The 806-nt window shown below is 65.1% G+C and carries 1 protein-coding gene; it reads right to left on the reverse strand.

From position 1 onward, the window contains the following. Positions 1-590 (reverse strand): ABC transporter substrate-binding protein (locus EQG76_RS25120; RefSeq protein WP_159717396.1); only part of this gene is annotated, 590 nt, incomplete at its 3' end. Positions 591-806: the final 216 nt, after the last annotated feature.

Genomic DNA, 806 nt, shown 5'->3' on the forward strand with positions numbered 1-806 from the left:
CGCGCCCCGGTCGCGAGGTGGCCGGCATATTTCTCGTCGAACATCACCCCGAGCGAATCTCGATCCTCCTCGGGGATGTGCTGGGTGTTCATGGTGATGCCGTAGCTGCCCCAGCAATTGTGCACGCCGATCAGCTGGCCGCCCGGCTGGTCGAGCAGGAGGTCGTAGGCGCCCGGCTGGAAGTCGGGGAACAGATTGGCGAGGTTCGGCAGCTTGCCCGGGTCCAGCGCCTGGATCAGCCCGTCGCGGAAATAGAGGCGCGGCCAGAACCCGTCCGCCATGACCAGGTCGAAGTCGCCGGTGCCGCCGGCCTTCACCTTGTTGAAGGCCTCGGAGTTACCGTCGAAGAAGGCGGGCGAGATCGTGGCGCCATGCTCGCTTTCGAACTCGGCCACGGTCTCGGCGATATTGTAGTCCTGCCACATCAGCATGCGCAGGTTCAGGCTCGCCGCTTGCGCACGGCGCACATGGGGCGCGGCCACCATGGCGGCGGCGCCGATGCCGGTCGCCAGCGCTGCGCGCCGGGAAAGCGTGATTTCGGGCCGGGTGGCCGGGTCCTGCGCGGGAAGCTCGGGCTCGATGCTCGACATCAGCGTTTCTTTCCCAAGATGTCAGGGACCATGGCGACCGCTTATGCGCGACCTTCCACGGAACGAAACGACCATCAATTTGGACCAGCTGTGCCCGCCAGGATTGGCGCGGAACAGCGTGTTGCACAACTGGTAAGTGTGCCTGTCAAACGGAACCTGGTGGTCTGGCCGTTGTTGGCCGGGCGTGATTGCACCGCTGGTTTCCGATGAGCTGTG

The sequence above is a fragment of the Geminicoccus flavidas genome, assembly GCF_009806515.1.
Classification (GTDB): Bacteria; Pseudomonadota; Alphaproteobacteria; order Geminicoccales; family Geminicoccaceae; genus Geminicoccus; species Geminicoccus flavidus.